The sequence below is a fragment of the Campylobacter sp. US55 genome (assembly GCF_004378955.1).
Classification (GTDB): Bacteria; Campylobacterota; Campylobacteria; order Campylobacterales; family Campylobacteraceae; genus Campylobacter_D; species Campylobacter_D jejuni.
In genome coordinates, this window is record NZ_RYYF01000010.1 from 36,207 (window position 1) to 60,076 (window position 23,870).

The 23,870-nt window shown below is 30.6% G+C and carries 22 protein-coding genes and 1 pseudogene; 9 read left to right on the forward strand and 14 right to left on the reverse strand.

Annotation, left to right across the window (positions count from 1 at the left end; genetic code table 11):
• Positions 1-34 precede the first annotated feature (34 nt).
• Genes flgB through ELQ07_RS07255 form a run of 4 tightly spaced genes read left to right on the forward strand, consistent with a single transcriptional unit; the run spans position 35 to position 3,088 of the window.
• The gene (gene flgB / locus ELQ07_RS07240; protein WP_070316889.1) at positions 35-466 is read left to right on the forward strand and encodes a flagellar basal body rod protein FlgB; all 432 of its coding nucleotides are present in this window, start codon (positions 35-37) and stop codon (positions 464-466) included.
• Positions 467-475: 9 nt separating this feature from the next.
• Entirely contained in the window at positions 476-970 is a 495-nt protein-coding gene (flgC, locus tag ELQ07_RS07245) for a flagellar basal body rod protein FlgC (RefSeq protein ID WP_002855235.1), read from the forward strand.
• 6 nt (positions 971-976) lie between these two features.
• Complete coding sequence (fliE, locus tag ELQ07_RS07250) at positions 977-1,273, forward strand: flagellar hook-basal body complex protein FliE (RefSeq protein WP_070316891.1); 297 nt, start codon at positions 977-979, stop codon at positions 1,271-1,273.
• Positions 1,274-1,279: 6 nt separating this feature from the next.
• The gene (locus tag ELQ07_RS07255; RefSeq protein WP_070316892.1) at positions 1,280-3,088 is read left to right on the forward strand and encodes a penicillin-binding protein 2; all 1,809 of its coding nucleotides are present in this window, start codon (positions 1,280-1,282) and stop codon (positions 3,086-3,088) included.
• On the opposite strand, the gene ELQ07_RS07260 is transcribed toward ELQ07_RS07255, so the two are convergent.
• The 11 genes and pseudogenes from ELQ07_RS07260 to ELQ07_RS07310 all read right to left on the reverse strand — a co-directional run bounded on the left by ELQ07_RS07260 (position 3,085) and on the right by ELQ07_RS07310 (position 12,682).
• Positions 3,085-4,854, reverse strand: coding sequence for a Na/Pi cotransporter family protein (locus ELQ07_RS07260; RefSeq protein ID WP_134224941.1), 1,770 nt, complete (start codon positions 4,852-4,854; stop codon positions 3,085-3,087). The two genes, ELQ07_RS07255 and ELQ07_RS07260, sit on opposite strands and share 4 nt — an antisense overlap.
• 3 nt (positions 4,855-4,857) lie before the next feature.
• A complete protein-coding gene (locus ELQ07_RS07265) occupies positions 4,858-5,292 on the reverse strand; it encodes a hypothetical protein (RefSeq protein ID WP_002893739.1) in 435 nt (144 codons plus the stop codon).
• Positions 5,292-5,609: a rhodanese-like domain-containing protein gene (locus tag ELQ07_RS07270; protein WP_002870957.1), complete on the reverse strand. Its 318-nt coding sequence runs from the start codon at positions 5,607-5,609 to the stop codon at positions 5,292-5,294. Before ELQ07_RS07270 ends, ELQ07_RS07265 begins: the two co-directional genes overlap by 1 nt.
• Positions 5,606-7,432 (reverse strand): molecular chaperone HtpG, encoded by a 1,827-nt coding sequence (htpG, locus tag ELQ07_RS07275; protein ID WP_070316894.1) that lies wholly within the window; start codon positions 7,430-7,432, stop codon positions 5,606-5,608. Before htpG ends, ELQ07_RS07270 begins: the two co-directional genes overlap by 4 nt.
• Before the next feature lie 72 nt (positions 7,433-7,504).
• A complete protein-coding gene (gene crcB / locus ELQ07_RS07280) occupies positions 7,505-7,873 on the reverse strand; it encodes a fluoride efflux transporter CrcB (protein ID WP_134224942.1) in 369 nt (122 codons plus the stop codon).
• On the reverse strand, positions 7,867-8,559 hold the full coding sequence (locus tag ELQ07_RS07285; protein ID WP_070316895.1) for a lysophospholipid acyltransferase family protein: 693 nt from the start codon (positions 8,557-8,559) through the stop codon (positions 7,867-7,869). Before ELQ07_RS07285 ends, crcB begins: the two co-directional genes overlap by 7 nt.
• A complete protein-coding gene (locus ELQ07_RS07290) occupies positions 8,540-9,736 on the reverse strand; it encodes an SH3 domain-containing protein (protein WP_134224943.1) in 1,197 nt (398 codons plus the stop codon). The genes ELQ07_RS07285 and ELQ07_RS07290 overlap by 20 nt, the downstream gene beginning before the upstream one ends.
• Positions 9,708-10,380: pseudogene (gene purQ / locus ELQ07_RS07295) on the reverse strand (phosphoribosylformylglycinamidine synthase I). Before purQ ends, ELQ07_RS07290 begins: the two are co-directional and overlap by 29 nt.
• Position 10,381: 1 nt before the next feature.
• Positions 10,382-10,627 carry a phosphoribosylformylglycinamidine synthase subunit PurS gene (purS, locus tag ELQ07_RS07300; protein ID WP_002857003.1) on the reverse strand — a complete coding sequence of 82 codons (246 nt, stop codon included), beginning with the start codon at positions 10,625-10,627 and terminating at the stop codon, positions 10,382-10,384.
• A gap of 8 nt (positions 10,628-10,635) precedes the next feature.
• On the reverse strand, positions 10,636-11,346 hold the full coding sequence (gene purC / locus ELQ07_RS07305) for a phosphoribosylaminoimidazolesuccinocarboxamide synthase (RefSeq protein ID WP_134224944.1): 711 nt from the start codon (positions 11,344-11,346) through the stop codon (positions 10,636-10,638).
• 1 nt (position 11,347) lies between these two features.
• Positions 11,348-12,682 carry a S41 family peptidase gene (locus ELQ07_RS07310; RefSeq protein WP_040966503.1) on the reverse strand — a complete coding sequence of 445 codons (1,335 nt, stop codon included), beginning with the start codon at positions 12,680-12,682 and terminating at the stop codon, positions 11,348-11,350.
• A 117-nt stretch (positions 12,683-12,799) separates the two neighbouring features.
• On the opposite strand from ELQ07_RS07310, the gene ELQ07_RS07315 reads away from it, so the two are divergent.
• Together ELQ07_RS07315 and ELQ07_RS07320 are read left to right on the forward strand one after the other, a co-directional pair.
• The gene (locus tag ELQ07_RS07315; protein ID WP_002855280.1) at positions 12,800-13,090 is read left to right on the forward strand and encodes a metal-sensing transcriptional repressor; all 291 of its coding nucleotides are present in this window, start codon (positions 12,800-12,802) and stop codon (positions 13,088-13,090) included.
• Between the two features lie 111 nt (positions 13,091-13,201).
• Positions 13,202-15,775 (forward strand): AAA family ATPase, encoded by a 2,574-nt coding sequence (locus ELQ07_RS07320; RefSeq protein WP_134224945.1) that lies wholly within the window; start codon positions 13,202-13,204, stop codon positions 15,773-15,775.
• Between the two features lie 27 nt (positions 15,776-15,802).
• Here ELQ07_RS07320 and ELQ07_RS07325 read toward each other — a convergent pair whose 3' ends face one another.
• Genes ELQ07_RS07325 through alaS form a run of 3 tightly spaced genes read right to left on the reverse strand, consistent with a single transcriptional unit; the run spans position 15,803 to position 20,810 of the window.
• Entirely contained in the window at positions 15,803-17,734 is a 1,932-nt protein-coding gene (locus ELQ07_RS07325) for a penicillin-binding protein 1A (RefSeq protein ID WP_002867666.1), read from the reverse strand.
• The gene (gene maf, locus ELQ07_RS07330; protein WP_070299690.1) at positions 17,731-18,282 is read right to left on the reverse strand and encodes a septum formation inhibitor Maf; all 552 of its coding nucleotides are present in this window, start codon (positions 18,280-18,282) and stop codon (positions 17,731-17,733) included. Before maf ends, ELQ07_RS07325 begins: the two co-directional genes overlap by 4 nt.
• The gene (gene alaS, locus ELQ07_RS07335) at positions 18,282-20,810 is read right to left on the reverse strand and encodes an alanine--tRNA ligase (protein WP_134224946.1); all 2,529 of its coding nucleotides are present in this window, start codon (positions 20,808-20,810) and stop codon (positions 18,282-18,284) included. The genes maf and alaS overlap by 1 nt, the downstream gene beginning before the upstream one ends.
• 114 nt (positions 20,811-20,924) lie before the next feature.
• Here alaS and ELQ07_RS07340 point away from each other — a divergent pair, with 114 nt between their 5' ends.
• Genes ELQ07_RS07340 through hemH form a run of 3 tightly spaced genes read left to right on the forward strand, consistent with a single transcriptional unit; the run spans position 20,925 to position 23,795 of the window.
• Positions 20,925-21,998 carry a DegT/DnrJ/EryC1/StrS aminotransferase family protein gene (locus tag ELQ07_RS07340; RefSeq protein ID WP_088303900.1) on the forward strand — a complete coding sequence of 358 codons (1,074 nt, stop codon included), beginning with the start codon at positions 20,925-20,927 and terminating at the stop codon, positions 21,996-21,998.
• Between the two features lie 4 nt (positions 21,999-22,002).
• Positions 22,003-22,869 (forward strand): Gfo/Idh/MocA family oxidoreductase, encoded by an 867-nt coding sequence (locus ELQ07_RS07345; RefSeq protein WP_134224947.1) that lies wholly within the window; start codon positions 22,003-22,005, stop codon positions 22,867-22,869.
• Entirely contained in the window at positions 22,866-23,795 is a 930-nt protein-coding gene (gene hemH / locus ELQ07_RS07350; protein ID WP_134224948.1) for a ferrochelatase, read from the forward strand. The genes ELQ07_RS07345 and hemH overlap by 4 nt, the downstream gene beginning before the upstream one ends.
• The last annotated feature ends 75 nt before the right edge of the window (positions 23,796-23,870 follow it).

Here is a 23,870-nt window from a genome sequence, read left to right on the forward strand (position 1 = left end):
TTGTTAATATTAAAAATTATAAAAAGGATAAAAAATGATTAACCCATTTAAATCAAAAGAACTAGTCACTGGTGCTTTAGCGGGTAGAAATCTAAGAAATCAACTCATCAATGCCAATCTTGCAAATGTTGATACTCCTTTTTATAAAGCAAGAGATATTGAATTTGAAACAGCTTTGGTAAATCGTGCAAATGAAATTTTCAAAAAAAATGACAATAAAGAATTGCAATTAGCTGTAACTGAAGAAGGGCATCAAAAACCTTGGAAATTCCCTGATCCTAATAAATCTACTATTTACTTAAGAGATGGTCATTTAGCAAGAAATGATGCAAATACTGTTGATCTAGATGTAGAAACTACAGAAATGAGTAAAAATACAGTTATGATAACAGCTCTTGATGGAGTTTTAAGAAGACAAAGCAATATCTTTAGCTCTATACTTGATGCAAGCTCTAAATTAAGTTAAAGGTAAATTATGGCATACTTAAGTGATTTTGATATTAGTGGTTATGGTTTAAGTGCTCAACGTTTTAGAATGAATGTTATTAGCTCTAATATAGCTAATGCAAACACTACAAGAACAGCTGAAGGTGGGCCTTATAGAAGACGCGAAGTGATCTTTAAAGCAACAGATTTTGATAAGCTTTTAAATGAGCAAATTAACAAAGATAATAATTTTTTAAAATATGAAAATCCTTTAAATGATCCAAGTTCACCAGAAGAGGCTAAACCCGCTATTCAAAGTGTTGTAGTGGATAAAGTGGTCAGAGATGACAAAGATTTTCGTATGAAGTATGATCCAAGCCATCCTGATGCAAATGCTGAAGGTTATGTAGCGTATCCAAATGTAAACCCTGTTATTGAAATGGCAGATTTAATTGAAGCTACAAGAGCTTATCAAGCCAATGTAAGTGCTTTTACAAGTGCAAAAACTATAGCTCAAAGTGCGATTGATTTATTAAGAGGATAATAAAAAATGAACAATATTAATGATTTAAGATTAAATAATAATATTTCAAATACCAACAAAAGTCAAAATTCCAGAGGAATTGGTGATGAATTTGCCAAGATGCTTAAAAATGAAATCGATGATTTAAATAAAGCACAAGAAAGTGGAGAAGCTGCAATGACGGACATTGCCACAGGACAAGTAAAAGATTTACATCAAGCAGCTATAGCTATCACTAAAGCTGAAAGCAGCATGAAATTTATGCTAGAAGTAAGAAATAAAGCGATCAGTGCTTATAAAGAAATCACAAGAACTCAAATTTAAACCCTAATGCAAGAATATAAAAAAAATAGGGTTTCAAAAGTTGCCTTTGCCTACTGCATGGCACTTTTGTTTATGATTATTTTTATCAGCTCTACTTTTTTTCTTACATCAAAACGTCATATACCTAACACCGAAAAAGATCAATACGCTCTTGCTCTAAGAGGATCGATTATAACTAAAGATAATTTTACTATCACAAGTTCTAAACAAATTTATCGCGCTGAAATTGATCTTAGAAGTATTAACAAAGATAAATTTGATCTATTTTTAAAGCTTTTTCAAATTTATAGTGGGATAAGTAACGATCAAGTAGCAGATATTAAAAAAAGAATGCAAAATCAAAAAAAACGCTCTTATAATTTTGTTCTTTTGCAAAACTTAGATTCCAAGCAAGCAAGCTATCTTAAAGACCTTGCTAAAAAACTTTATATACAAGGTTTTTTCAAAGCTTTTACAAACAACTCTGGAAGAGTTGAAACAAGAGGATTAAATATCATCGAACATGAAGAAGATAGAATTTACATGTCAAAAGATTCTTTTACTCCTATTATCGGTTATACCAAAATGATATTAGATCCAGAAAGTGGAATTTTAAAAAATATAGGAGTTAAAGGTTTAGAAAAATACTACGATGAATGTCTAAGTCCTGTTCAAAATGAAAAAATTCAAGGACTTAAAGATATAGGTGGAAATATTATTTTAAATCTAAATTCACTACAACAAAAAAAGATCAATGGTTGTGATTTATATTTAAATCTTTCTTTAAAACTACAAAAAAGTATAGAGAAAGCTATAGATCAAAGAAATGAGGATTTAAAAGCCAATGAAATCATAGTTGGAGTAATGGAAAGCAAAACAGGAAGAATTTTAGCTCTAGCAAGCTCAAGGCGCTATGATCCGCAAAATCGTGGAAAAGATCTATCAGTTCTTAATGCAAGCGCTATAGAATACGGCTATGAAGCAGGTTCTGTTATCAAACCTTTTATCTTTACAACAGCCTTAAGACTTGGTAAAATAAAAATGGATGAAGTGATTAATACTTATGGCGGTTCTTACAAGCTAGGACGTTTCACCATCAAAGACGATCACAAAATGGACAAAATGACTATGGAGGAAGTTATAAGATATTCTTCAAATATAGGCATGATACAAATTGCTAAAAGGCTTAACAATATAGAAATCGTATCAGGACTTAAAATATTTAAATTTGGCGAAAAAAGTGGTATTGATCTACCCTATGAACAAAAAGGAGAAATTCCAAATTCTAAGCGCTTAAGAGATATAGAAAAATCTGTTTTAAGTTATGGCTATGGACTTAAAACAACCTTTATACAACTCCTTGCAGCTTATAATGTTTTCAACAATGATGGGTTTTATATCACACCACGTTTAGCTGAAAAATTCTATCAAAATGGACGCTTTACAAATCTTGATGATGATATAAAAAAAGAAAAAATTCTTTCTAGCGAAGCCGCTAAAACGATGCAAAATGTTCTTATAAATGTTATAGAAAAAGGAACAGGAAAAAAGGCAATTACACAAGGTATTATTGCAGGAGGTAAAACAGGAACGGCAAGAATAGCCGAAAGACAAGGTTATACCTCAAATCGCTACAATGCATCCTTTTTTGGTTTTGCAAATGATTTAAATCACGCCTATACCATAGGAGTTCTCGTAAGACATCCTACTAAACCTTATAGTTATTATGCTGCACAAAGTGCTTTGCCTATGTTTAAAGATGTTGTTGATATTTTAATCAATGAAGAATTTCTAACGCCTATACAAGACAATAACCAAACTAGCACAAACAACTAGTTTGATATATCTTTAGAAAATATCACCTCAACAGCACCTATAAGTTCTTCAGCAATCTTAGCAGCAAAAGTTGTATCATTAAGTATTGAAATTCCTTCAGCTGTTGTGATTTTTCTTACTGCAATAAGATGTTCAACATTGCTCAAGGTTAAAGTATCGATTTCTTTTAAAATTTCTTTTCCTTTTTGAAGATTTTTAATAATCAAATAAAGCTTTTCACGATCTTCAACCACTCTAAGCTCTTCAATACTTCTTAAAAGCTCTCCTAAATTCGATCTAATTTTATTGTACTCTAAAGCCAAAAATTCATTAGAAGAACTAGAATATTTCTTAATATTTGCTTGGATAATTTTTAAATTTTTAGTTGTTTCGGCTAAATTTTTAGCTGCCATCTTAAAGGTAAAAATTTTATGATTCTTTGTTTCATCGTTAATATAAACTTGTGCTTTAGTTGAAAAATCGATAATAGCTTCAAAAAGAACCTTTATCCTAGTTTGATACAAATAGTCCAAATCCACATTTTTACTAAACCACTTTTTATTTTCTAAAATTTCTTTAAAACTTTTATCACTTTGTATATCTTTACGACTAAAACCTATAGCATGAGCAACAATTGCATAGGTATTGTTATAAAGATGCTCGCTTTCTTTCCTTAAAGCTTCGATGGCTGTGTCACTAAACTTAACCAAACTACTATCAAGATATAAAGGCTTGTCTTTATTCTTATCTTTAGGAGCTTTTACTATCTTATTTAAAAAAAGAACAATTTGAGGAGTAAAGAATGAAAAAAGCACAACACCAATTAAATTAAACAAAGTGTGAAATAATGCTACTTTCAAAGCTATATCTTCTATGTTTAATACAATGGATAAAAAATTAAGAAAATGTATAAAATAAGGAAAAATAAGCACTATTAAAAAAGCTATACCAAAATTAAAAATACAATTTGCAAACGCTAATTTCTTTCCTTCAATATTGGTACTTAAAGAAGCTAAAACAGCCGTTACAACTCCTCCAACACTAGTGCCTAAAGTTGCTGCTAAGGAATTTTCCAAACTGATTTGTCCTGCAAGTAAAGCAGCGACAATAATAGCCATTGTAGCTGTGCTTGATTGTATAACTCCTGTAAGCAAAGCACCTAATCCTAAAAAAACAAAAACTCCTTTAAACCCAGCAAAATCAAAACGAGAAAGATCAATTATATGTTTAAAATTTTCAAAACCACTTTTAATATAATCCACACCCAAAAAGAAAAATCCTATACCAATAAAAATATTACCTAAACCTTTTAAAACACTATCTTTTTGAAAGAAAAATAATACTCCAATAATCAAAAGTGGGATAGCTAGCATTGAAATTTTAATATTTGTCAAACCAACAATCAGCCAAGAACTTGTCGTATTTCCTAAATTTGCTCCAAAAATAATCCCTATGCCCGCACCCAAAGAAATAAGCCCTGCGCTCAAAAAAGAAATCGTAATAATAGAAACTAAAGTTGAAGATTGCATAATTAAAGTACTTAAAGTACCAAAAAGTATACTTTTTATCTTTGTATCGGTTGACTTCGCTAAAATTTTTTCAAGCAAACCACCACTAAAAGCTTTAAAACCTATACCTAAATTAGTCATTCCAATAAGAAGTATTGCCACTCCTGCTAAAAGATTGGCAAGCTCGTCATAACGAATTAAAATAAAAATCAGAACTAAAGTAAAAATACTCCATGAAATAAATTTAAAATATTTTAAAGAATTTCTTTCCTCTTGCAATGCCTAACCTTTTAGTTTTTCAAATTCATTCATCAGAAATTCTCTTAAATTTTCGGCTTCTTCTTCGCCTTTTTCTAGATACTCAAGCAATAAATTTTCTAATTCCTTTAAAAAAGAAAAAAGTTCATTTTGCCAGATACTATCGTTTTTATTGCTTAAATTCATGGTTTGTATGAAAGTCAACTCTCTGCTTAAATCCCCAAGTTTTTCTAAAAATTCATCTTTTTGATCAGAATTTTTTAATGCTAAATTAGTATTTTGGACATTTTCTTTAAATTCTCTGATTTTTTCATCGATTAAATCGCAAAATTTCGGATAAACATCCATTTTAATAGGCTCTAAAAGGGTTTGCTCGTCTATATTTAAAGTAAGCTTTTTAACAGCAAAATAAAGAGCTAAAAAAGACAAAGCTGCTATGAGTAAATAAATTCCTAGCATTAATAACCCTTAAGGGCTAGCATTCCGCCATCTAAATTGATGCTTTCAAGTCCCAATTTTTCAGCTATAAATTCAGCTGCAACCATGCTTCTATGGCCACTACGACAAATAAAAGCAAGTTTTTTACTTTCATCTCTTTTGCTTTGAAATTCATCTAAAAATTTAGCATTTAAAAGCCCTTGATTATCATATAAAGCCACACATTGCGCATTAGGTAAAATACCTTCTTCCCATTCTAAAGGAGTACGCACATCAAAAATTTGATATGCGTTTAAATCTTGCTTTGTCCAAAGACTTGCAGGGATATTTTCTATCATGAAAAAGCCTTATTGATAATTTTTGTAAGACTTGCATTAAATTCAGCAGGATTATCCACCCCCATACCTTCGCTTAGTTTTGCCATATTTAAAACTAGTGTTGCTATATCTGCACTAAAATTTTCGTTGTTTTTAAGACCTGTAAAAATAGCGTGTTTTGGATTGATTTCTAAAATAGGTTTGAAATTTTGCTCTTGACCCATTTGTTTTAAGAGTTGTTGCATAGCAAAATCAGGTTTATTTTTATCATAAACTATACAACTTGGGCTATCTTTTAAACGACTGGTTAGTCTTACATCTTCAACTTGATCTTTTAGAAGTTCTTTAAATTTAGCTACAAGTGGAGCAAAAATATTTTTTTCTTCATCGCTTAGTTCATTTTTATCTTCTACTTGATTGATGGCTACAAATTTTAAACCTTCAAATTCTAGCATAGGAGTTACCAAAGAATCAATCTCATCATCCATAAGTAAAACTTCTATATTTTTTTGTTTATACTCTTCAAGTAAAGGAGAAGTTCTTAATAAACTTTCATTATTTCCTGCTATATAAAAAATTTCCTTTTGTTCGCCTTGAAGGTCATTTTTATACTCCTCTAAAGAGCGTAAATTTTCACCTTTAGTGCTTTTATAAAGCATGAGTTTTAAAAGACTGTCTTTTTCTCCGCCAAAACCATAAAGTCCTTCTTTTAATACCTTACCAAAAGTTTTAAAGAAAGATAAGTATTTTTCTTTATCATTGTTTTTGAGTTTTTCAAGTTCACCTAAAATCTTTTTAACGCTAGCTTCTTTAACACCTTTTAAAATTTGATTTTCTTGTAAAATTTCACGACTTACATTAAGCGGCAAATCTTCTACATCGATAATCCCACGCACAAAACGCAAATAAGTTGGTAAAAGTTCTTTATCGTCATCACTGATAAATACACGTTTTACATAAAGTTTTAGGCCACTTTGATAATCCACACGAAATAAATCAAAAGGTGCATTTTGTGGTATGAAAAATAAAGAATTGTATTCTAATTTTCCTTCACTTTTAGTGTGAAGATAAAATAAAGGTTTGTTTGAATCATGAAAATTTTGCTCATAAAATCTTTCATAATCTTCTGCTTTAAGGCTTGATTTTTGCATTCTCCATAAAGCATTGGCTTTATTGATTTGAGAAATTTTAAGTTCAGTTTTTCCTTCTTCTTCGCCTTCTTTAGCAGGAGTAAATTCTTCTTTTTCCATGAAAATTGGAAATTGAATATGATTGGAATATTTTTCTATAATGCTTTCGATTTTATAAGTATTAGCAAACTCATCATCTTTTAAGTATAAAGTAATGCTTGTGCCTTGTTCTTCTTTGCTTGCGTCATCAATCTCATAACCATTTGCATCAGAACTCCAAAGATAAGCTTTATCATCTAAAGCTTTTTTGCTTAAAACTTCGATTTTACTAGCCACCATAAAAGCAGAATAAAAACCTACTCCAAATTGTCCTATGAGTTGAGAATCTTTTTTAGCATCACCGCTTAAATTTTCTAAAAAGCTTTTAGTACCGCTTTTTGCTATGGTTCCAAGGTTGTTGATAAGATCATCTTTATCCATACCTATACCATTATCACTAATACTTAAAGTTTTTTTATCTTTATCAATTTTGATTTCAATTTTAGGTTCGAATTTTAAGCTTTTATATTTATCATCACTTACGCTTAAAAAATTAAGCTTATCTAAAGCATCACTTGAGTTTGAAATAAGTTCTCTTAAAAAAATTTCTTTATTAGAATATAAAGAGTGTATCATAAGCTGTAAAAGCTGATTTACTTCGGTTTGAAATTGCATTTTAGTCTCCTTTGTGATTTTTTAAAGTGGTATTTTAGCAAAAAATACAAATTCTAAAGTAAATTTAAAGATTTATTTGAAAATTATAAAACCAAGCCATGCGGCAAATAAACAAAGAAAGACATTTAAGATAATATTTAACGCAAAATGAAAACAACTTCCACTTTGCAAAAGAAGTAAATTTTCATAAGAAAAAGTAGAAAAAGTTGTAAAAGCTCCTAAAAAACCTGTACTTATAAAGCTTTTAAGTAAAGGAGATAAACCTTTATTTTGTGCATAAGAAAACAAAAATCCTATGATAAAAGAACCCAAAACATTAACAAAAAGAGTTCCAAAGCTGATAGAATAAGGAAAAAATTTATTCACTAAATTAATAGAAAGCATTCTTAAGATTGCTCCTATAAATCCCCCAAAACCAACAACTAAAAGGGTATTTAGCAAAGCTTAGCTCTTTCTTGATCGAGTAATTCTTGCATTTTTTTTCTGGTCTTTTCAAGCCATTTGTCATCATTTATATCGACTAAATCCATACAAATGATTTTAAGCACTCCGCTGCTTGCACTAAAACTTTTTGTGTCTAAAATTTTTGCAGAATCCACAATTAAAATGGGTTGAACTTTAAGATTTAATTTTTCACTTAAAATTTTTGCTCCACTTTGAAATTTAAGCATTTTTTCATTTTTAGATCTAGTTCCTTCTGGAAAAATAGCCAAAACCCTATCTTCACTAATTCTTTCTTTTGCTTCTTTTAAAACTCGTACTAAATCACGCGGATTTTTTCTATCTATACAAAGAAGTTTTGGTTTTTTCATAGCAACTTTGAAAATAGGAATTTCTCCTAATTCTTTTTTGGCAATCCAGCATAAATTTTTAGGATATAACTCTTCTAAAGCGATGATATCTAAAGCACTTTGATGATTCATTAAAATCATCTGAGCTTGTGGATTAAAAGTACCAATGATTTCTTGTTTATAAGAGATGGTATATCTTTGAAATTTAGCCCAAATTTTTCGGATTTTCCAAAGTGTGTTTTGAGATTTTGTAAAGCAAAAACAAAAAACCACCAAAGCAACGCTTAAAACAAAAAAAATCCAAAAATAAAGAGCTTTAATTTTTTTGTAAATCATCTTTATTAACCCAACCTATTTTTCCATCAGAAAACAGTACTTTAATATAATTTTGTCGTTTGCCTAAAACTTCTACTTTTTCATCTACATTTGCCGTATAAAAATAAGTTGAAGGCTCTGTAGGTAAAATTTTAGCCCTAGAACCAGCCTTGATAATTGCATTTTGAGTATTGGTATCTACAAGAAAACTAAGTGCAAAACAAACAACTGCCAAAGCCAGAATAATGTAATTTTTTCTCCATACAAATAAAGCTCCAAATAAAATCGCTAAAAACCATAAGGTATATTGTTTATAAATATTTAAGTCTTTATTTACAGGATTTAAATCACTCTGAGTGCTAATCTCATCGTCACTAATTTTTAATTTTAAATTTATATTTTCAAGCTTTTTACTATCTTTATTGAAATACGAAAATTCAAAATTTGTTTTACTTAATGGCAAAATAGCATAATAAAAAGCACTAGAGGCATTAAAATCCCCTTTTAAATTTTCAATACCTTGCTTTTGAATTCCTTCTATAAAAAAGCTTTTAAGATTTGTATTGGTTGCGTTTAGTTCTACCATCATAATGATATTAGCATCATCAAAATAACTCGCTTTAACCTTTTTAATTTCCAAAGAACTTGCCACAAGGTGTGAAAAATCTTTATTGGATAAAGTATTTTCAAATTTGATAGGATTAAGATTGATATTAGCCTCTTGAAAAGCTTCATTATTTCTAAGAAGTTTGATAGAAATTTTACTCAAACTAGCGTTTGAATTTTTAGCTTCAAACCATAAAGTTGTTTTATATTCGTTATTGATAAATTCCCATTTTGCATCTGGATTTAAAAAAGATAAGTTGGTTTTTTCTACGCTTATGTTAAAATCAAATTTTGTATTTTCCGTAGTGCGAGCATAGATCGTAATAGGAAAAACTTCTCCAACATATACCCTACTTGGATATTCATCATTTGTAAGAACCAAACTCCCTTTAGCTACAAAAGGATCATCTACATTGCTTTCAAAGTCATTGTTTTCATCACTTGGCGGAATATTTTGATAAATTTTTTGTTCTTCTTGGGGTAATTTTTGTAATTCTTTTTGCATATTTTCATCTTGGCCACTAAATACAGAAATTTCACCCCTGCCAAACAATACAACAACGCTAAAAATTAAAGTTAATAAAATTTTCAAAATAAAAAGCCTTTAAGCATTTTTAAACCTACATCATTACCTAGGACTTTTTCACAAGCACGCTCAGGATGTGGCATGAGTCCAAAGATTTTTTTGTTTTCATCACAAATTCCTGCGATATCAAATACAGAACCATTTGGATTTGGCTCGTATTTTAGAGTAATAAGATCTTTATCTTGCAATTCTTTTAAAGTGGCCTCATCAGCATAATAATTTCCCTCTCCATGAGCAATTGGCAAATTAATAATTTCATCTTTTTTGAAATTTTTCAAAAAGGCATTATCATTAGAAACTACTCTTAAATTTTGGTTTTTTGAGATAAAACTAAGATTGTTGTTATGCTTCATTGCACCTTTTAAAAGACCACTTTCAAGTAAAATTTGAAAACCATTGCAAATGCCTAAGATATATCCTCCCTTTTTTGCATGATTAAAAACACCTTGCATAGCAGGAGCAAGTTTTGCAATAGCTGCACATCTTAGATAATCTCCATAAGAAAATCCGCCTGGCAAAACAACCAAATCTGCATCAAATTCTTTTTCTTCATGCCAAACAATCTGCGTTTTTACTCCAAGTTTTTCAAAGGCATAAGCTGTATCAAATTCACAATTTGTCCCTGGAAATCTAATAATAGCAACTTTCATTTTACTCTTTCTCAATTACAAGCTCATAATCTTCAATGACGCTATTTACCAACAACTCTTCACACATTTTTTTTACTTGTTCTTTGGCTAATTTTTCATCTTTCTCATCAAGAGAAATTTTGATTTGTTTTGCTATTTTTACTTCTTTAACACTATTAAAATTTAAAGAATGCAAAGCTTTTTCCACCGCTTTGCCTTGTGGATCTAAAACCCCATTTTTTAAAGAAATATTTACAATAACTTCCATATTTTTCCTTAATTTAATATTCTTTTTAAAACTTCTTCATAAGCCATTTTTACATTACCTAGATCTTGACGAAATCTATCTTTATCTAATTTTTCATTGCTAAATTTATCCCAAAATCTACAACTATCAGGGCTTATTTCATCAGCTAAAACAAGCTCATTATCTTTAGTTAAACCCAGTTCGATTTTAAAGTCAATCAGCCTTAAATTTTTATTATCAAAAAATGGAGTTAAAATAGAGTTAATCTTTCTAGCCATATTTTTAATTTCACTAATTTGAGCTTCATTTTGCACTAAATTTAAAATCAAACAATGCTCATCATTGATAAAAGGATCGCCTAAGGCATCATCTTTAAGACAAAATTCCACCAAAGCAAAAGGTAGCACAGTACCATCTTTAATACCCAGTCTTTTTATAAGAGAACCTGTTGCAACATTGCGTACTATAACTTCAATAGGAACAATTTTACATTTTTTAACCACTTGTTCTGTATCGCTTATAGTTTCTACCAAATGGGTTTTAATCCCATTTTTTTCGAGCAAATGAAAAATTTCAGTACTGATTTTACAGTTTAATGCACCTTTTCCACTTTCATTGCCTCTTTTTTCTGCATTAAAAGCAGTTAAATCATCTTTAAACTCACTAATTAGTAAATTTTCATCATCAGTTTTGAAAAGTTTTTTACCTTTTCCTTCGTAGAGCATTTCTTTTTTTGTCATTTTATTGTCCTTGTTTGATATTTAAAATTTTAATAGTATCAATAGCTGATTTTAACTGTGCGTCATCATTGATTTGTTTTTGACTGATTAGATTTTTATTGTCTTTATTTTCTTGTTTATCTTCTTTTTTATTTTTATCTATTTTTTCAAGCTCACTTTCTAAATGTTGTTTTAAGTCGCTTTCTTTTATAGAAAAACCATCTTCTTGAGTATTTACTTTACCTGGAAAAACTTCAATATCAGGTTTTACACCCACTGCTTGAATAGTACGCCCGCTTGGAAGATAATATCTTGCAATAGTAAGCCTTAAAGCTTCAGTTTTATTAATAGGTATGATTTGCTGAACACTACCTTTTCCAAAAGTATTTTCACCCACAATAACACCGCGTTTAAGATCTTGTAAAGCTCCACTTACAATTTCACTTGCACTAGCACTTCCACCATTTACAAGCACAACCAAAGAAGCATTAGAAATTTTGTTTTTAGGATCGGCTTTATATTCTTGATTTTCACTTGCGATGCGTCCTTTTTGAGAAACAATAACACCTTTATCTACAAATAAATTTACAAGTCCTATAGCTTGATTTAAAAGTCCACCAGGATTATTTCTAAGATCTAAAACAACTCCTTTAACATTAGGATATTTTTTAAGTTCTTTACTTGCCACATCTACAACATTTTTATCAAAATTTGTAACCCTAAGATAAAGAATGTTTTCATTTTCTATCATTTTTGCATAAACACTTTCTATCTTAATAATTTCTCTTGTAAGTGTAACATCAAAAGGTTTTGTTGCACCTTTTCTAAAAATGGTTAAAGTGATTTGAGTTTTTGGCTTACCACGCATTTTATCTACCGCATCATTGAGATTAATTCCTAAAGTGGCCTCATCATTAATTTTTAAAATAATATCTCCCGATTTTATCCCTGCTTTATCTGCTGGTGTTCCTTCTATAGGAGAAACAACTGTTAAAGCACCATCTTTCATACCTACGGTTATACCAAGGCCACCAAATTCGCCATTGGTTTGAATTTTCATATCATTAAAATCTTTTTCATTTAAAAAAGAAGAATGCGCATCAAGATTGCTTAAAAGTCCTGATAAAGATTTATCCACCAAATCGCTGATATTTTGATCATCCACATAGTATTGCTCTACTATAGCAAGAGTTTTTGTAAGCTTATCTAAAGCTTCTAGGCGTTTTTGAACCTGCTCTTCTTTTTGATCAACTTTAGCTTGTAAATGACTTGTTAAAAATAGACATAAAATAAAAGTAGTGGCAAAGCCTGCAAGACCCGCAAAAAATCGTTTTGTTTTCAAAATAAGCTCCATCATTGAGTTTTAGTTTAAAGAGTAAATTTTAATAAAAATTGCTTAAAACTTCGTAAATAAATTTAAATTCTTAAAAATATGTTAAAATAGACTAAAAATTCCAAAAAGAAAGTTAATACAATGTGCCAAGAAAAACATACTCATACACATTCTCAAAAACATCTTAAAGCAGTTTGCAATCGTCTAAGTAGAACCATAGGGCATTTAAGCGCTATTAAAAGAATGGTTGAAAATGACAAAGACTGTAGTGAAATTTTAATCCAGCTTGCTGCCGTAAAAGCCGAAGTTAACAATACTGCAAAAGTAGTTTTAAAAGAACATTTAGCTCATTGTATGGTACATGCTGTAGAAGAAAATGATATTCAAAGTATAGAAGAATTAAACAAGGCTATAGATATGTTTATGAAATAATCTAAAATTAGTCATTTGTCCTATTATTTAAAAAATTTTACTCAATTAACTTGACATTATATGACTAAAGTTATATAATGTCAAGTATATAAACTAAATAAAGGATAAAACATGGCAAATATACAAGATTTTTTAACTGATAATATGCTTTCAAACCTTGAAAGTGCAGCATCTTTAGCTATACATTCTAAAAATAATGAAGTTGTACCTTTACATCTTTTATGGGCTTTAAGCGTAGATAATGCAAGTATTTTAAATCAAATTTTAAATAAATTAAATATTTCTAAAGAAGCCTTAGAACTTGAAATTAAAAGCAGAATTTCAAAACTTGCAACGAGTTCAAATGTAAACCGTGAAAATATACGCTTTTCCAATGAACTTATAAATTCATTAGAAAATGCTAAAGGATTGATGAGTGCTAATGGAGATAGTTATTTAAGTGTGGATACTTGGCTTATAAGTGAAAGTCAAAAAAGTCCTATTAAAGAAATTTTGGCGCAATTTTTAGATTTAAGAGAATTTCAAAAAGAGCTTGAAAGTCTAAGAGCGGGACGCAAAATCGATAGCAAAACAAGCGATGAAACCTTAGATAGCTTAAATAAATTTGGTATAGATTTAACCTTAAAAGCAAGCGAGGGTAAACTTGATCCTGTTATAGGCAGAGAAGAAGAAATCGAGCGTTTGATGCAAATTTTAATACGCAAAACCAAAAATAACCCTATACTTTTAGGTGAACCAGGCGTAGGAAAAACAGCTATAGTAGAAGCTTTAGCACAAAGAATTATTAAAAAAGATGTTCCAAAATCTTTGCAAAATAAAAAAGTTATCGCTCTTGATATGAGTGCTTTAATTGCAGGTGCAAAATACAGAGGAGAATTTGAAGATAGATTAAAAGCTGTGGTTAATGAAGTGATAAAAAGTGAAAATATCATTCTTTTTATCGATGAAATTCACACTATAGTAGGAGCTGGAGCGAGTGAAGGCAGCATGGATGCGGCAAATATTTTAAAACCCGCTCTTGCAAGAGGTGAACTCCATACCATAGGCGCAACTACTTTAAAAGAATATCATAAATATTTTGAAAAGGATGCAGCCTTGCAACGCCGTTTTCAACCTGTAAATGTGGGTGAACCAAGTGTTAATGAGGCTTTGGCTATGTTAAGAGGTATAAAAGAAAAGCTTGAAATTCATCATAATATAACCATAAATGATAGCGCTTTAGTAACTGCAGCTAAACTTTCAAAGCGTTATATAGCGGATCGTTTTTTACCTGATAAGGCTATTGATTTAATCGATGAAGCTGCAGCTGAACTGAAAATGCAGATTGAAAGTGAACCAAGTTCTTTAAGAAAAGTACGCAAAGATATAGAAACTTTAGAAGTTGAAAATGAAGCTTTAAAAATGGAAAATGATGAGAAAAATCAAAAAAGACTCGATGAAATCGCAAAAGAACTAGCCAATTTAAAAGAAAAACAAAATGCCCTAAATTCACAGTTTGAAAATGAAAAAAGTGTTTTTGATGGTATAAGCACTAAGAAAAAAGAAATTGATCTGCTTAAAAATGAAGCTTCTTTAGCTAAAACTAGAGGTGAATTTCAAAAAGCAGCCGAGCTAGAATATGGAAAAATTCCAAGTCTTGAAAAAGAAGTAGAAATCTTAGAAGATAAATGGAAAAAAATGAGCGAAAATGAAGTTTTACTTAAAAATCAAGTAGATGAGGATTTAGTTGCTGGAATTTTAAGCAAATGGACGGGTATTAGCGTGCAAAAAATGTTAACTTCTGAAAAACAAAAATTCTTAGAAGTGGAAAAACATTTAAAAGAAAGTGTCATAGGACAAGATAAGGCCTTAAGTGCTTTAGCTAGAGCCATTAAACGCAACAAAGCAGGGCTTAATGCGGACAATAAACCTATAGGAAGCTTTTTATTTTTAGGGCCAACAGGGGTAGGAAAAACACAATCAGCTAAAGCTTTGGCGAAATTTTTATTTGACGATGAAAAAGCAATGATTCGCTTTGATATGAGTGAATTTATGGAAAAACATAGTGTTTCAAGACTCTTAGGTGCACCTCCAGGGTACATAGGACATGAAGAAGGTGGAGAGCTTACTGAAGCTGTGCGAAGAAAACCTTATAGCGTGCTTTTGTTTGATGAAGTTGAAAAAGCACATAAAGATGTATTTAATGTGCTTTTAGGGATTTTAGATGATGGTAGAGCAACCGATAGCAAAGGTGTAACAGTGGATTTTAAAAATACTATTATTATTTTGACCTCTAATATTGCCTCAAGTGCTATTATGAATTTAAGCGGAAAAGAACAAGAAGATGCGGTAAAAAATGAGTTAAAAAATTTCTTTAAACCTGAGTTTTTAAACCGCTTAGATGATATTATCACCTTTAATCCACTTGGAAAAGATGAAGCTTATGAAATAGTTAAGCTTTTATTTAAAGATTTGCAAATGAGCTTAGAAAACAAGGGAATAAAAGCAAGTTTAAGCGAAAATGCAGCCCTTTTAATCGCTAAAAATGGTTTTGATCCTGATTTTGGTGCTAGACCTTTAAGAAGAGCTATTTATGATCTTATAGAAGATAAATTAAGCGATATGATACTTGCTGATGAACTTCATGAAAATGATAGCATTATCATTGATGCAAAAGATGATGAAATAATCATCAAAAAAGCTTAATCATTTTGAAAGTAGATCTTTCTACTTTCAAAATATAATCTCGCTTTCATTAAATTTCATATTTGCTTTTGGCAATGGTGATTTGGTGGTATAATAAGCACTTTCTCCTTTATAATTTCCACGATAAACCCCATTAGGAATGCTAAATTTTCTAGTTGTATCAGGGAATTTTTCTATATATTGAGTTAAAAATTCTCTAAACACAGGAGCAGCTGTTCTAGCCCCACCTTCTGTATAACGCATAGGCTTGTTGTTATCATTTCCATACCAAATGATTGCTTCTATTTCAGGCGTAAGTCCACAAAACCAAGCATCAACACTTTTATTCGTTGTTCCTGTTTTTCCTGCTATTTCTATATCTTTTACTCTTGCATTACGTCCTGTGCCTTTTTCAACAACATTTCTCATCATATCTAAAACCAGAAAACTTTGCGCTTCATCGCTGACTTTACGCTCATTTGAGTTAAATTCCATGATGGTTTTACCGGTTTTATCCTGAACTTGTCTGATAATTTGAGGATCTTTAATCGTACCATAGTTCCCAAACATGGTATAAAATTTCGAATACTCCAAAGGAGAAATACCAAAACTTCCCAATACGATTGATAAATTAGGCGGTATATCTTTAAATCCAAATTCCATTAGTTTAGAATAAAGAACATCAAGCCCCATATCAAGTGCGAGATTAATGGTAGCTAAATTTCTTGATCTTGTTAAAGCTTCTTTTAAGGTAATTAAACCTAAAAATTTACCCCCTTCATTTTTAGGTTTCCAATCCTCATTATTACCCGCTCCACCTTCAAAAATTCTAGAAATATCAGCAATTTCACTCATAGGCGAATATCCTAAATTAATCGCCACTTGATACACAAAAGGTTTAAAAGAGCTTCCAGGTTGACGCATACTTTGAGTAGCACGGTTATAATTACTTTTTTCATAATCAACCCCACCTACCAAAGCTAAAACATCGCCACTTTGATGATTTACCACGACCATAGCTCCGTTTAAAGTGCTTAAATTTGCATCTTTATCGCGTTTTACTATCTCATCATAACCAAATTTCAAAGCATTCTGCGCCATATTTTGAACATCTAAGTCTATATTTAAAATGATTTTATATCCACCTGTTTTTAAGTCTTTGATATTAGGGCTTAATTGTTTAATCACTTCATCTACGACATAAGGAGCAGCATTTTGAGTAAGCGTATCATCATAAACTTGCGGAATTTCTTTAATGGCTGTATCATAATCTGCTTTTGAAATCCAACCTAGATTATACATTCTTGAAATAACATTATTTGCTCTTGAGATGGAAAGATCTAAATGCTTTGTAGGATCATAACTGCTAGGTGCTTTTGGCATACCTACTAACATAGCAATCTCTTTAAGGCTTAATTCATTTAAATTTTTATGAAAATACCCCAAAGCTGCGGTTTTTACTCCATAATACCCATGTCCAAAAAAGATAAAATTTAAATACCTTTCTAAAATTTGCTCTTTAGTTAAAATGGTTTCCATTTTATAAGCAAGCAAAGCTTCGCGAATTTTACGCGTAATAGTTCTTTCTGGGGTTAATTCTGTGTTTTTAATAAATTGCTGGGTAAGAGTGGAAGCTCCCTCCATGGTTTTTCCACCGCTTTTTATGATTTTTACAGCAGCTCTAAAAATGGCATCGATATTAACTCCATTATGTTCAAAAAAGCTTGTATCTTCTATAGCAACTAAAGCTTCTATAAGGCGTGGAGGAAGCTCTTCATAAGGAGCGTAAAAACGATGCTGTTCAAAAATATTAGCCACAAGCTTGCCATTTCTATCGTAAATTTGTGTTGTAAGAGGAGGTTTGTATTCTTTAAAAGTATAACCCTCAGTATCAGCACTTGTGAAAAGATAAGCCACATAAATAAATCCAGCTATAAACAAAAGAGTAAAAAATGAAAAAATATATTTTAATATTTTCATAAATAAGCCTTTAAAGTTTGGATATCAAGCCCTAAAGCAGTGCTTAGATTTCCTACTTGTTGAGTGATGAAATTTTGATGAAAACCCTCACACATAATACAACCCGCCTTGCCTTTATAAAGATCATTTTCTACATAATCTCTTAAAACATTTTCATCAAAATTTTTAAAATAAAGCGTAGTTTTTGAAAGAGAAAAAACTCTTTTTTCAGGTTTTACAAGCAAAAAAGCCGATAAAATACTTGCATACTTGCCATTTTGCAAAGCAAGCATTTCATAAGCTTCTTTTTTATCCTTTGCTTTGGTAAGAATTTTTTCATCTATACAAACTATACTATCTGCAAAAAGCAAATTTTGGTTTTGAAAATCTTTGCCTAAAGTACTTAAAAATTGTCTTTCTTTTTCAAGAACTATTTTTTGAACATATAAAAAAGGTGAAATATTTTTATTTAAATTTTCATCATAATCAAAACTAACTTGCCTAAAATCAATCTTTGCGGTTTTAAGCAAGTTAGCTCTTGAAATGGAACTTGAAGCAAGAATTAACATTAAAGTGCTTTTTCTATCGTTTCTAAGCTTTGTTTTAAAGCTTCATTGATTTTGCTTAAATCTTTTCCACCTGCAGTAGCAAAATCATCTCTTCCGCCACCATTTCCACCTAAAATTTGCGCCGCTTCTTTAACCAAAGCTCCTGCTTTTAAAGGTGCATCTTTAACACCAGCTGCTAAAGTGATTTTTTCATCTTTTACTTGAATAAGTAAAATCACCGCTTTAGCAAATTTATTTTTAAAATCATCAATCATAGCTTTAATATCGCCATTATCTACGCGTTTTACGCAAATTTCAACACCTTGGATATTTTTAGAATCAAGCTCGGTTTTACTTGAATTTTTAAGCTCATTTTTTAAACTTAAAATTTCATTTTTAAGCTTTTTAACCCCGCTTAAAATATCATTATTTTTAAGTTCATCTTTTGCTTTAAAAAGTTCTTCAAATTGATTTTTTACAAATTCTAAAGCCGCTTTAGAAACCACAGCTTCAATGCGTCTAACTCCAGCACTCACACCGCTTTCTTTAACTATGTAAAAACTTCCTATTTGAGCAGTATTTTTAACATGGGTTCCTCCGCAAAGCTCCTTGCTTTCACCTAGAGTTAAAACACGCACATTGCATTGGTATTTTTCATTAAACAATGCTATAGCACCGCTTTTTTTAGCTTCTTCTAAAGGCATATTTTCTAAGATAGCTTCGCTTGAGTTTATAATCATTTCATTGACTCTTTTTTCAATGCTTTCTAGCTCTTCTTTGCTTAAAGCTTTATGATGAGTAAAATCAAATCTTAGTTTATTGCTTTCAACCAAAGATCCTGCTTGGCTTACATGAGAACCTAAAATTTCTCTTAAAGCATGGTGTAAAAGATGAGTAGCTGAGTGGTGACGTGCGATTTGCTCTCTTTTTTCTGTATCGATTCTTGCATGAACTATATCGCCAACTTTTAGTTCTTCGCCTGCTTTTACAAAGCTAAGATTGAGATTAAAAAACTTTTGCGTATCTAAAACTTCACGCTTAGCTATAAATCCACTATCAGCACTTTGCCCCCCACTTGTTGCATAAAAAGGTGTGTTTTCAAGCATCACCCAACCCGCATCTTTAAGGGTGGAAACTTCTTTAAAATCTTCATCTAAAAGGGCTAAAATTTTACTTTCGCATTCTGCTTTTTCATAACCTACGAAATGATTTTCTCCAAATTTTTCAAGCAAGTTTTTAAAATCTCCGCTTGCAGTTTTATCTCCACTTCCTTTCCAAGAAGCCTTAGCACGTGCTTTTTGCTCATTCATTAAAAGTTCAAATTTTTCTTCATCAACTTTAAGATTTTTTTCTCTTAGCATATCAGCCGTTAAATCAAGCGGAAAACCATAAGTATCATAAAGTTTAAAGGCTACTTCTCCGCTAAAAATTTCTTTAGTGTTTTTAAGCTCTTCATTAAAAATTTCAATCCCATTTTCTATAGTGCTTAAAAATCTTTCTTCTTCAAGGCGAATTTGTTCTTTTATAAAGTCTTTTTTCTCATTAAGATAGCTATAATGTCCGCCCATTAAATCGCATACAACATCAACTAGTTTATACATAAAAGCTTGTTTAAAACCTAACAAATATCCATGTCTTAAAGCACGACGCAAAATACGACGCAAAACATAACCTCTACCTTCTTTATCAAAACTTACCCCTTGTGCAAGCAAAAATACACTTGATCTTATATGATCAGCTATGACTCTAAAACTTGCTCCGCTTTCATAAATATAAGTTTTATTGCAAAGTTTTGAAATTTCATTGATGATTGGCATAAAAAGCGAGCTATCAAAATTGCTGAATTTACCTTCTTTAATTGCAGTTACTCTTTCAAGCCCCATTCCTGTATCAATACTTGGCTTTGGCAGTGGGCTAAGCACTCCATCAGCACTTCTTTCGTATTGCATAAAAACAAGATTCCAGATTTCTAAAAATCTATCTCCATCTCCGCCCATATAATCTTCGCTTGAGTTAAAATGCTCTTCTCCTTGGTCATAAAAAATCTCACTACAAGGACCACAAGGACCAGTATCGCCCATTTGCCAGAAATTATCTTTATCACCAAATTTGTAAATTCTTTCTTTTTGAATGTGTTTTTGCCATAGATTAAAAGCTTCATCATCGTTTTCATGCACAGTTACATAAAGTCTGTCTTTAGGTAGTTTTAAAACTTCAGTTACAAATTCCCAAGCATAAGCTATGGCTTGTTCTTTAAAATAATCTCCAAAACTAAAATTCCCAAGCATTTCAAAAAAAGTATGATGGCGTGCGGTATATCCTACATTATCTAAGTCATTGTGCTTTCCACCCGCTCTTATACAAGTTTGACAGCTTGTTTTGCGTGGAGGGTTTGGGCGTGGAATTTCTCCTGTAAATATACTTTTAAAAGGCACCATACCCGCATTAGTAAAAAGTAAAGTTGCATCATCAGGAACTAAAGGACTTGACGGGGTTATCTCATGTCCTTTTGATGCAAAAAAATCCAAATAAGCTTTTCTAATATCCATGAATTTTCCTAAAGAAATTTTTATAAAAACATATCATACCAAAATTACTTTAAATTAAGTAAAACTAAAATACAATAAACATTTTTATTTAATTTTATTTCTCTAAGGTTTTTTATGAATTTTATCAATCTTCAAGCCCAATATCTCGCATACAAAGATGAAATCAATGCTGAAATTGAAAGCGTTTTATCAAGCTCTTCTTTTATAGGCGGTACAAAGCTTAACGAATTTGAGCAAAATTTAGCTCATTTTTTAGGTGTTAAACACGCTATAGGTTGTTCAAGTGGAACCAGTGCTTTATATCTTGCCTTAAGAGCCTTAGATATTGGCAAAGATGATGAAGTTATAGTGCCTAGTTTTACTTTCATAGCAACAGCTGAAGTTGTGGCCTTAGTAGGCGCAAAACCTGTTTTTGTAGATATAAATTTATCAAATTACAATCTTGATTTTGAAGCAGTGCAAAAAGCAATAACCCCAAAAACCAAAGCTGTTATAGCAGTGAGTATGTTTGGACAAATGAGTGATTTAAGGGCTTTAGAAGAAATTTTAAAAGATAAAAATATCACTTTGATCGAAGATGGTGCACAAAGTTTTGGCGCAAGTTTCAAAGGAGAAAAATCCTGCTCTATAGCTAAAATTTCATGCACGAGCTTTTTTCCTTCAAAACCTTTGGGAGCTTATGGCGATGGTGGGGCTATTTTTTGCCATGATGATGAAATTGCTAAAAAAATAAGAATTTTACTCAATCATGGACAAACTCAGCGTTATAAACATGAATTTATAGGTATAAATGGACGCCTTGACACCTTACAAGCGGCGATTTTAAATGTTAAGTTAAAATACCTAGAAAAAGAATTAGACAAAAGACAAAAATTAGCACAAACTTATAATGCAAATTTAAAAAACTGCCAAATTCCGCAAATTGATCCAAATGCTTTTAGTGCTTATGCACAATACAGCGTTTTAGTTGAAGATAGAGCTAGTGTATTGCAAAAATTTGAAAAAACTAATATACCTTATGCTATACACTATCCAACCCCTTTGCATAAACAACCTTGCTTTAGTGAGTTTTCAAATTTAGAACTTAAAAATTCAGAATACGCAAGCGAACACATCTTATCTTTGCCTTTTTCACCTTTTTTAAGTGAAGAAGAGCAAGAGCAAGTTATTTGTATTTTTAAAGATTAATTCCATGAAAATAGGTATCATAGGCCTTGGAAAAATGGGGCAAAACCACTTAAATGAACTTAGTAAAAATTCTCATTTTAAACTTAATGCACTTTTTGATCTTTGCAAAAATCCAAATCTAAATATTTTTGATGATATTTTTCATGATGATTTGGATAAATTTTTAAATCAAAATAATGATATTATCATCATAGCAACACCTACAAATTCACATTTAGCAATAGCAAAAAAAGTTTTTAAACAATGCAAATGCGTTTTAATCGAAAAGCCTTTAGCTCTAAATTTAAAAGAAATAGACGAAATTTCAAATTTAGCTAAAGAATACAGCGTAAAAGTAGGCGTAGGTTTTTGTGAAAGATTTAATCCTGCGGTTTTAGCCCTAAAAAAAGAGCTTGAAAATGAAGAAATTATCAGCATTAACATACAAAGATTTTCACCCTACCCGCAAAGAATCAGCGATGTAGGGATTTTGCAAGATTTGGCTGTGCATGATCTTGATTTGCTTTGTTTTTTAAGCAAACAAGAAATAACAAAAACCAATTTGCTTAAAAAATACACCCAAGATCAAACAAGAGAAAGTGAAAGCATTATTCTATGTGGGCTTGAAAAATGTATTGCTAGCATACATCAAAGTTGGAATAGCACACAAAAACTAAGAAAAATTCATCTTATTACTAAAAATCATTTTTATGAAGCCAATTTAAATGACTTTTCTTTATTAAAAGATGGAAATTTTATAGAACTTACTCAACAAAGTCCACTTTTTTCAGAACATGAAGCTTTATTAAAACTTATCGATAATCAACCCAATCATCTAGCCAGTACGAGCGATGCTTGCAAAGTTCAAGAAATTTTAGAAAGGTTTGCGTGAAATTAGTTTTATTTTTAAATATGGGCGGAGCTACGAATTTACAAGATTGTGAAGTTTTTTTAAAAAATATGTTTAATGATCCTTATATTTTAGGAATCAAAAATCGATTTTTAAGAAAATTTGTAGCATGGATCATAACAAAGGCTCGCGTTAAAGCCATGCAAGAAAACTATAAAAAAATGGGTGGAAAATCCCTTTTAAACGAACTTACTCAAAGCCTGTGTAACAAGCTTAATTTAAAACAAGATGAATTTAAATTTGATTTTGTAAATCTTTATGTGCCTCCTTTTGCCACAGAAATTTTGCAAAAATACACTTTAAATGAAAGTGATGAAATCATTCTTTTTCCACTTTATCCGCACCATTCTTGCACCACAGTAACTTCATCTTTAGAAGTTCTACAAAATGAAATTTCAAAGCAAAAAATTCAAGCAAAAGTAAAAACTATAGATATTTTTTACAAAAATGAGCTTTATAATGAGATGATAGTTTCGCACATTTTGGATAAAAAAAGTAAATTTGATGCCAAAATTTTGATTTTTTCAGCGCATTCTTTGCCACAAAGCATTATTGACAAAGGTGATTTATACGAAAAACATGTAAATGATCATGTAGAAATTTTAAAAGAAAAACTAAAAGATCATTTTGATGAATTTATTTTAGCTTATCAGTCTAAACTAGGCCCTGTAAAATGGCTTGAACCAAATACAAGTGATGTTTTAGCAAATTTAAACGATAAAGCTTTGATTTATCCTATTTCTTTTTGCATTGATTGTTCTGAAACGATTTTTGAGTTAGGTATGGAGTATAAACATTTAGCAAAATGTGATTATGATTTGATAAGTTGCCCTAATGATAGTGATGAATTTATGAAATTTATTTTAAATTCTATAAATTCACCCTTAACAAGAAAAACTTCTTGCTAAAACTCAAAAATACTTCCCAAAGCTCACATAAGCTTTAGAACTATAATCATCATCTAGTTTATACTTCTTTAAAGC

Excerpts from the sequence above, each read along its gene's own strand:
- flgB (WP_070316889.1), top strand. The coding sequence starts at position 35 with ATGATTAACCCATTTAAATCAAAAGAACTAGTCACTGGTGCTTTAGCG.
- flgC (WP_002855235.1), top strand. The coding sequence starts at position 476 with ATGGCATACTTAAGTGATTTTGATATTAGTGGTTATGGTTTAAGTGCT.
- fliE (WP_070316891.1), top strand. The coding sequence starts at position 977 with ATGAACAATATTAATGATTTAAGATTAAATAATAATATTTCAAATACC.
- ELQ07_RS07255 (WP_070316892.1), top strand. The coding sequence starts at position 1,280 with ATGCAAGAATATAAAAAAAATAGGGTTTCAAAAGTTGCCTTTGCCTAC.
- ELQ07_RS07265 (WP_002893739.1), bottom strand. The coding sequence starts at position 5,292 with ATGCTAGGAATTTATTTACTCATAGCAGCTTTGTCTTTTTTAGCTCTT.
- ELQ07_RS07270 (WP_002870957.1), bottom strand. The coding sequence starts at position 5,609 with ATGATAGAAAATATCCCTGCAAGTCTTTGGACAAAGCAAGATTTAAAC.
- htpG (WP_070316894.1), bottom strand. The coding sequence starts at position 7,432 with ATGCAATTTCAAACCGAAGTAAATCAGCTTTTACAGCTTATGATACAC.
- ELQ07_RS07285 (WP_070316895.1), bottom strand. The coding sequence starts at position 8,559 with ATGATTTACAAAAAAATTAAAGCTCTTTATTTTTGGATTTTTTTTGTT.
- purS (WP_002857003.1), bottom strand. The coding sequence starts at position 10,627 with ATGGAAGTTATTGTAAATATTTCTTTAAAAAATGGGGTTTTAGATCCA.
- purC (WP_134224944.1), bottom strand. The coding sequence starts at position 11,346 with ATGACAAAAAAAGAAATGCTCTACGAAGGAAAAGGTAAAAAACTTTTC.
- ELQ07_RS07310 (WP_040966503.1), bottom strand. The coding sequence starts at position 12,682 with ATGATGGAGCTTATTTTGAAAACAAAACGATTTTTTGCGGGTCTTGCA.
- ELQ07_RS07315 (WP_002855280.1), top strand. The coding sequence starts at position 12,800 with ATGTGCCAAGAAAAACATACTCATACACATTCTCAAAAACATCTTAAA.
- ELQ07_RS07320 (WP_134224945.1), top strand. The coding sequence starts at position 13,202 with ATGGCAAATATACAAGATTTTTTAACTGATAATATGCTTTCAAACCTT.
- ELQ07_RS07325 (WP_002867666.1), bottom strand. The coding sequence starts at position 17,734 with ATGAAAATATTAAAATATATTTTTTCATTTTTTACTCTTTTGTTTATA.
- maf (WP_070299690.1), bottom strand. The coding sequence starts at position 18,282 with ATGTTAATTCTTGCTTCAAGTTCCATTTCAAGAGCTAACTTGCTTAAA.
- alaS (WP_134224946.1), bottom strand. The coding sequence starts at position 20,810 with ATGGATATTAGAAAAGCTTATTTGGATTTTTTTGCATCAAAAGGACAT.
- ELQ07_RS07340 (WP_088303900.1), top strand. The coding sequence starts at position 20,925 with ATGAATTTTATCAATCTTCAAGCCCAATATCTCGCATACAAAGATGAA.
- ELQ07_RS07345 (WP_134224947.1), top strand. The coding sequence starts at position 22,003 with ATGAAAATAGGTATCATAGGCCTTGGAAAAATGGGGCAAAACCACTTA.